At 59.0% G+C, this 5,681-nt stretch carries 3 protein-coding genes; 2 read left to right on the top strand and 1 reads right to left on the bottom strand.

Annotated elements, in window-relative coordinates; all coding sequences use genetic code 11:
* Both AB7E14_RS19655 and AB7E14_RS19650 read left to right on the top strand, forming a co-directional pair.
* A partial coding sequence (locus AB7E14_RS19655) for a GlxA family transcriptional regulator (protein WP_428169829.1) occupies window positions 1-771 on the top strand: 771 nt, incomplete at its 5' end.
* 100 nt (window positions 772-871) lie between these two features.
* Complete coding sequence (locus AB7E14_RS19650) at window positions 872-3,949, top strand: beta-galactosidase (RefSeq protein WP_316961974.1); 3,078 nt, start codon at window positions 872-874, stop codon at window positions 3,947-3,949.
* Between the two features lie 89 nt (window positions 3,950-4,038).
* Here the strand turns inward: AB7E14_RS19650 and prpE are convergent.
* Window positions 4,039-5,681, bottom strand: a 1,643-nt coding sequence (prpE, locus tag AB7E14_RS19645) for a propionate--CoA ligase (protein ID WP_428169828.1), incomplete at its 5' end; no start/stop codon positions are given.

The raw sequence follows: 5,681 nt of genomic DNA, 5'->3' as shown, positions 1-5,681 counted from the left end.
GGGGCTGATATCGTGATTGTTCCCTGGTGGGGGACGACCGCGATTCGCCCACCGCAGTCGCTACTCGATGCGCTGGTTCAGGCCCGGCAAAACGGCGCCCAGGTGGTCGGGTTATGCCTTGGCGCATTTGTTCTCGGTTACGCAGGACTGCTCGACGGCAGACGCGCCGCTACCCACTGGGAGTTTGAAGCCGATTTTCAGACGCGTTTTCCCGCCGCGCGCCTGGATATCAACGCCCTGTACGTCGACGATGATGGCATCATCACCTCGGCCGGTACCGCCGCTGCGCTAGACTGTTGTCTGTATCTCATTCGCCAACGGTTTGGCAGTTCGGTGGCGAATCAGATTGCGCGCCGGATGATTGTGCCACCGCATCGCGAGGGGGGGCAGGCGCAGTTTATTGCCCAACCGGTGGCAAAAAACACCCAGGATCAACGGATTAACGGCCTGCTGGAGTACCTTCGCCAGCACAGCCACGAACAGCACGATCTGGACTCGCTGGCGCAAAAGGTGATGATGAGTCGCCGTACTCTGACCCGTCATTTTATGAAAGCCACTGGCTCAAGCGTTGCTGAATGGCTGATTGCTGAACGTCTGCGCCGCAGCCAGGAACTGCTGGAATCCTCCCGACTGCCCGTCGAACGTATCGCCACAGAGGTCGGTTTTCTGTCTCCGGTGACCTGGCGGCAGCATTTTAAGTCCCGCTTCGGCGTCAGCCCGGCAGAATGGCGAAAAACCTTTCAGGGTGTGACGCAAGCAGATTCTGAGTGAGAGACCTCACTCATTCCTCTTTCTCACCTTTACAGGCTTTCACCGCACACCGTATCTTCAGCAACCTGTGAACGAACAAACTGCGCAACAGGATGCCTCCATGACCTTCAGCACGAATTCACTCGCCGCCGTACTGGCCCGACGCGACTGGGAAAATCCCGGCGTCACGCAGCTAAACCGTCTGGAGGCGCATCCTCCTTTTGCCAGTTGGCGCAACGCGACTGATGCGCGTCACAATACCGCCTCCCCCTCCGTTCGCAGTCTGAACGGCGCGTGGAAATTTATCTGGTTCGCCTCGCCGGAAGCGGTGCCGGAACGTTGGCGTCTGGGCGATCTGGACGATGCCGATACGATCGCGGTGCCATCAAACTGGCAGTTGCTCGGCTATGACGCCCCCATTTATACCAACGTGACCTATCCGATCCCGGTGGATCCGCCGTATGTGCCGCATGAAAATGCGACAGGATGTTATTCGCTCACCTTTACAATCAGCGAAGCTGAACTGCGTGATGGACAGACGCGAATTATCTTTGATGGCGTAAATTCCGCTTTTCATCTCTGGTGCAACGGGCTTTGGGTGGGCTACGGTCAGGATAGTCGCCTGCCGTCGGAGTTTGATCTCAGTGAGTTTCTGGTCAGCGGTGAGAACCGTCTGGCGGTGATGGTGCTACGCTGGAGCGACGGCAGCTATCTGGAAGACCAGGATATGTGGCGAATGAGCGGCATTTTCCGCGATGTCTCCCTGTTAAACAAACCCGCCACGCAAATCAGCGACTTACGCATCACCACCCACCTCAACGAGGATTTCAGCCGGGCAATCTTTGCCGCCGAGGTCAGAATGCGTGGAGAATGCCGTGACACTCTGCGCGTGACCGTTCAACTGTGGGATGGCGACGAGCTGACGGGCGAAATCACCGCGCCTTTTGGCAGCGAGATCGTTGATGAGCGCGGAGCCTATGGCGATCGCACGACGCTGCGTCTGCATGTCGATCAGCCTTCACTGTGGAGCGCCGAAACACCGCATCTTTATCGCGCAGTTGTGCTGCTCCATACGGCGGATGGCACACTGATTGAAGCCGAGGCCTGCGATGTCGGCTTCCGGAAGGTGTGCATTGAAAATGGCCTGCTGTTGTTGAACGGTCAGCCGCTGCTGATTCGCGGCACCAACCGTCATGAACATCATCCTGAAAACGGTCAGGTGATGGACGAAGAGACGATGGTGCAGGACATCATTCTGATGAAGCAGAACAACTTTAACGCCGTGCGCTGCTCCCACTATCCGAATCATCCGCGATGGTACACGCTCTGCGATCGCTATGGTCTGTATGTGGTGGATGAGGCCAACATCGAAACCCACGGCATGGTGCCGATGAATCGCCTGAGCGACGACCCGACCTGGCTGCCCGCCATGAGCCAGCGCGTGACGCGCATGGTGCAACGCGATCGCAACCATCCGAGCATTATTATCTGGTCGCTGGGGAATGAATCGGGTCACGGCGTCAACCATGACGCGCTGTATCGCTGGCTGAAATCAGACGATCCGTCACGCCCGGTGCAGTATGAAGGTGGCGGCGCGGACACGGCGGCAACGGATATAATTTGCCCGATGTATGCGCGCGTCGATCAGGATCAGCCGTTCCCGGCAGTGCCGAAGTGGTCAATCAAAAAATGGCTGTCGCTGCCCGGCGAACAGCGCCCGCTGATCCTCTGCGAATATGCCCACGCGATGGGTAACAGCCTCGGCGGATTCGCCAAATACTGGCAGGCGTTCCGCCAGTACCCGCGCCTGCAGGGCGGCTTCGTCTGGGACTGGGTCGATCAGTCGCTGATTAAATACGATGACGAAGGCAACCCCTGGTCCGCGTACGGCGGCGACTTTGGCGACACGCCTAACGATCGCCAGTTCTGTATGGACGGGCTGGTGTTTGCCGACCGCACGCCGCATCCGTCGTTGTTTGAGGCGAAGCACGCACAACAGTTTTTCCAGTTCACGTGGCTGCCTGGCGCGCAACGTCAGATTGAGGTCACCAGCGAATATCTGTTCCGCCATAGCGACAACGAGATCCTGCACTGGACCCTCGCTCTGGATGGCAACCCAGTTGCCACCGGGGAGGTCACGCTGGATATCGCGCCGCAGGGTCGTCAGCGCATCACCCTGCCGGACATCGCACAGCCTGACGCGGCAGGTCAGCTCTGGTTGACGGTGCGTGTGGAACAACCGCAGGCAACCGCCTGGTCGCCTGCCGGACACATCAGCGCCTGGCAGCAGTGGCCGCTGGAGGAAAAACTGAGCGTCGTATGCTCACCGCGCGCCAGTACTGCGCCACAGCTCAGCGTCAGCGACGCCGCGTTTACCGTCACGCTCGGCCATAAGCGCTGGGAATTCTGCCGCCAGCAGGGCACGTTAACGCAATACTGGATTGGTGATGAAGCCCAGTTACTGACGCCACTGCGCGATCAATTTACCCGCGCGCCGCTGGATAACGATATTGGTATCAGTGAGGTGACACGGATCGATCCTAATGCCTGGGTTGAGCGCTGGAAAGCCGCCGGGCATTACCAGGCGCAGGCGGTGTTGCTGCAATGCGAAGCCGATACCCTTGCCGACGCGATTCAGGTAGCCACCGTTCACGCCTGGCAGTATCAGGGCGAAACCTTGTTTATCAGCCGTAAAGCCTGGCGCATCGACGGCCACGGCGAAATGCAGATCGCCGTTGATGTCGATGTTGCCAGCGGCACGCCGCATCCGGCACGTATCGGTCTGACCTGCCAACTGGCGCAGGAAGCAGAACGGGTGAACTGGCTGGGGCTTGGTCCGCATGAAAACTACCCGGATCGCCTGTCTTCGGCCTGTTTTGACCGCTGGGATTTATCACTGGATGAGATGTATACCCCTTACGTTTTCCCCAGTGAAAACGGCCTGCGTTGCGGTACGCGTGAACTGAAGTACGGTGCGCACGTCTGGCGCGGTGATTTTCTTTTCAACATCAGCCGATTCAGCCAGAAACAACTGATGGAGACCAGCCATCGGCATCTGCTACAACCGGAGGCCGGGGCCTGGCTGAATATTGATGGTTTCCATATGGGCGTCGGCGGCGACGACTCCTGGAGTCCTTCGGTGTCGCCGGAATATCAGCTGAGCGCCGGGCGTTATCACTATCGTGTTAGCTGGAGCTAAGTGACTGATGGCTAGACGCTTATCTGGCCTACATGTTGAGTCATTGTAGGCCTGATAAGGCGTTTACGCCGCCCTATCGGGCCATCAGATTACTCCTCCATTGCCTGGCGGATTTGCTGCAGCGCCGCCGGATCGTCAAGCGTGGTGAGATCGCCCGGATCGCGGCCTTCGCAAATGGCCTGGATCGTGCGGCGGAGCATTTTGCCGGATCGGGTTTTCGGCAGTTGCGAAACAAACCAGACGTGGGCAGGACGACCAAAGTTGCCAATCTGGCTGTCCACCAGCGCCATGATCGCCTTCTCTTCCGAATGCGCCACATCGCGGTCTTCCAGACTGTCGCTCTGTTTGGGAATAACAAACGCTACCGCCACCTGCCCTTTCAGCGCATCTTTCACCCCGACCACCGCCACTTCCGCCACGTTCGGATAGCTGGAGATACTCTCCTCGATTTCCCGCGTGCCCAGGCGATGCCCGGCGACGTTAATCACATCATCCGTGCGCCCCAGAATGAAGTAGTAGCCGTCGGCGTCACGAATACCCCAGTCAAACGTAGCGTATACCTGACGATTGAACAGCGACCAGTAGGTATTCACAAACCGTGCATCGTCGCCCCAGATGGTCTGAATACAGCCGGGTGGCAGCGGTCCTTCGATCACTACCATCCCCTTCTCGTTGGCGCCGCAGGGTTCGCCGGTCATCTCATTGAGCAACTGGACGTTATAGCCATACATGGGCACGCCGGGGCTGCCGAGGCGCGAGGGCCGATCATCCAGCCCACGCGCCAGCGCCATAATCGGCCAGCCGGATTCGGTCTGCCAGTAATTATCAACAACCGGCACGCCCAGTGTTTCCGTTACCCAGCTTGCGGTCGGTTCGTCCAGCGGCTCGCCTGCCAGATAGAGCACCTCCAGCGAGGAGAGATCGTGATTGCGGATCTGCGCGGTCGGGAATTTTTTCAGCACGCGAATGGCGGTCGGTGCCGAGAACATCCGGTTGACCTGATATTTCTCGACGATCTTCCACCACACGCCGCAGTCCGGATACGTCGGCAGTCCTTCATACACAATGGTTGCCATCCCTGCCAGGAGCGGCGCGTAGACAATATAGGAATGCCCGACAACCCAACCGATATCCGACGCGCAGAAGAACACGCCCCCCGCTTTGCCGCCAAAAATGGTCGCCATTGAGGTCGCCAGCGCCACGGCATAGCCGCCGACATCGCGCTGCACGCCTTTGGGTTTTCCGGTGGTGCCGGAGGTATAAAGAATGCAGGACGTTTCATTGGATTCCAGCCACGTCACCGGCACCGTGGCGCCGAGATGCTGCTGGCGCAACGTCGCAAAGTCGAGATCGCGACCGGCCACACGCGCCATTTTCGCCAGCCCGCGATCCACCAGTAACACCTGTTTCGGCTGATGTTGCGCCTGCTCGATCGCATCATCGAGCAGCTTTTTATAGGGCAACACTTTACCGCCGCGCGCCCCCGCATCGGCGGAGACAATCAGCACCGGCTTCGCGTCATCGATGCGCGCCGCCACGCTGTGCGAAGCAAAACCGCCGAACACTACCGAGTGGATCGCGCCAATCCGCGCGCAGGCCAGCAGCGTGATATGCGCCTCGGCGATCATCGGCATGTATACCAGAACCCGATCGCCGCGCTGCACGCCGAGCGATTGCAGCATTGACGCCACCACGTTCACTTCTTCATAGAGCTGACGGAAGGTATAGGTGC

The organism is Citrobacter sp. (assembly GCF_050252275.1).
In the GTDB taxonomy this organism is placed as follows: domain Bacteria; phylum Pseudomonadota; class Gammaproteobacteria; order Enterobacterales; family Enterobacteriaceae; genus Citrobacter_A; species Citrobacter_A amalonaticus.
The sequence above is the reverse complement of the archived record's forward strand: the minus strand, read 5'-3'. Positions and strand labels throughout refer to the sequence as shown.

Bases quoted from the DNA above. Each gene is read 5' to 3' on its own strand.
- AB7E14_RS19650 (WP_316961974.1), top strand. From the start codon at position 872: ATGACCTTCAGCACGAATTCACTCGCCGCCGTACTGGCCCGACGCGAC.